The 2305-nt window shown below is 29.5% G+C and carries 1 protein-coding gene and 2 pseudogenes; 1 reads left to right on the top strand and 2 read right to left on the bottom strand.

Features of this window, described 5'->3' with window-relative positions; all coding sequences use genetic code 11:
• Positions 1–89: 89 nt before the first annotated feature.
• Positions 90–179 (bottom strand): annotated as a pseudogene (locus tag BUB43_RS11640) (IS982 family transposase); the annotation flags it as partial.
• A 178-nt stretch (positions 180–357) separates the two neighbouring features.
• Between BUB43_RS11640 and BUB43_RS10910 the strand changes: the two are divergent.
• Complete coding sequence (locus BUB43_RS10910; protein ID WP_073181057.1) at positions 358–2007, top strand: alpha/beta fold hydrolase; 1650 nt, start codon at positions 358–360, stop codon at positions 2005–2007.
• Between the two features lie 40 nt (positions 2008–2047).
• Here BUB43_RS10910 and BUB43_RS10905 read toward each other — a convergent pair.
• A pseudogene (locus BUB43_RS10905) lies at positions 2048–2305 on the bottom strand (transposase); the annotation flags it as partial.

Here is a 2305-nt window from a genome sequence, read left to right as displayed (position 1 = left end):
AAGGACACTATTTTCAACAACCTCATCAAGAGAATGGTGGAGAGAGAGCATATCAGTCAGGAAAATTTGGTATGTAATTAAACTATGACCTCAATAGGTTTAAAATAAAAATCTTCAGTTTCTGAAATGTCTATTAAATTATTTAAAATTAAGTTGTAACTTGCCTCAAGGTTGCTCATAATTGTATTTGATTGGTAGTCAATACAATATACTAATTTTTTAGTCACTTGAGCAACCTATTTTATAATGCACTACGGGTTTATTCTTATATTTGCACCATAAATCATTTTACTTTTTTAAATTTCTTTATTAATTAGCGTAAGAATTCAAAACTACCATCATCCCTACATATTAGAAATGAAACAAAAACATTTTTTTGCTCCTCTCTTTTTATTATTAATTATCCCCTTTGTTCTCAAGGCTCAAATTGTTATTAACGGTACTGTGAAAAATGAAGATAATCAAAATATCCCTTATGCTGCAATTGGAATCAAAGAAACTAATATTGGCACAATAACAGATGAAAATGGAATTTACAAAATAATTATCCCTAAAGAATTTGATAATAAGAATTTAGTTTTTTCCGCCAATGGTTATCAAGAAAAAGAATTAAATGTGATAGCTTTAGAAGACACTCCGAATGTTTATTTAAAATTCAAAACCCAAAATATTCAGGAAGTTGTCATTAATGCAAATAAATTAAAAAATAAAATCATTGGCGAGAAGTCACGTCCCATGTTGACATTCTCAAAAATGTTTAATAAAGATGCCCCTACAATTGAGCAAGGGAATATTTTTGAAATTTATCAGAAAACAAAGATAAAATCATTTAGTTTTCACATAATTCCAAGCTCTAAATTTGAGACAGTTACTTTAAAACTTAACATTTATGATGTTAAAAATGATTTACCTAGCAAATCACTTTTGAATGAAAATATACTATATAAAACTTCCTCAGTTGGATGGCAGTTTATTGATCTATCTCAATATAAGTTGGGATTCGATGGGCATGATAAAATTTGCATCACACTACAATTAGTTGATTACAAACCTTTACATGATTCGGAATTTGTTTTTGGAATTTCCGCTAAAAAGTCTTTATCAAAAAAATTAATGTTTAGATATCAAAGTCAGTCACAATGGCAAAAAAGTGAGGGAGTATTCCTTACCAATATAAATGTTAGCTATGATAAAAAAGTAGGGATTAATGAAAAAAAACAAAGTAAGGAAGATAATGTAGTTTTAAGTGAAAAGGAGAAGGAATTAATAAGTTTTTATGAAAATAGAGAAAAAGGATTGAAGACAGATTATGGTAAAAATTCTCAAGGAAAATTTATTAGTCTCCAAGATGGAAATATCTACTATGAAGAATATGGAAGTGGATATCCATTAATTTTACTAGAAGGCAATAACGGTATTATTTCAGATTTTCATAATCAAATTTCATTTTTTTCAAAATACTTTCGCGTCATTTCAATTGACACTAGAAATCAAGGGAAAAGTATGGATTTTTCAAAAACAGACTATGGATATGAAAAATTAGCAGATGATTTATTGCGGGTTATAAATGAGTTAAAACTTCAAAAAGTAAATATCTTGGGGTTTAGTGATGGAGCAATTACTGGTTTATTATTTAGTTCCACTAATCCGAATCGTGTCAACAAGTTGGTTGCAATTGGCGCAAATTCTACTCCTAATGCTATAGATGAAAATGTTTTAGAGTCATTTAAAGATCTTTACAAAAGAGCATCGAACAGTTTAGAAAGAAGGCGACTGAATTTGATAATAAATCATCCAGATATTACACAAGTTGTTTTAAAAAAAATTATTAATCCTGTATTAATAATAGCCGGAAGTAATGATATCATAAAGTTAGACAATACAGCATTTATCCATGAAAACATTTCAAGCTCTAAGCTTTGGATAGTTCCTGATTCATCGCATTATGCCCTATTCGAAAAATCTCAAATTGTCAATACGCAAATACTTAATTTTCTTAGAAACTAAAATTTAAGATAAGATAATGAAAAATTAATAATACCCGTAGTGCATCATTGAATAAGTCTAACTGGATGGTTTGAGACAAATAGCCTTTGTCCCCAAGTAACACACAGTCAGACATTTGGAGTTTTATATCTTGCAAGTAGTGGATGTCGTGAACGGATGCGGGAGAAATATCAAAACTCTGAAAAACCCCAGAAATTGAACATACAGCATGTAGTTTATACCCATAGAAATGCAGGTTCTGCGAAGCACAAAATCCTTTGTTGGGATAAGCATAATCTACATCCTTGCAAATCCTGCT

Origin of the sequence: Cruoricaptor ignavus (assembly GCF_900141665.1) — a bacterium.
GTDB classification, from domain to species: domain Bacteria; phylum Bacteroidota; class Bacteroidia; order Flavobacteriales; family Weeksellaceae; genus Cruoricaptor; species Cruoricaptor ignavus.
This window is presented reverse-complemented; position numbering and strand designations above follow the sequence as displayed.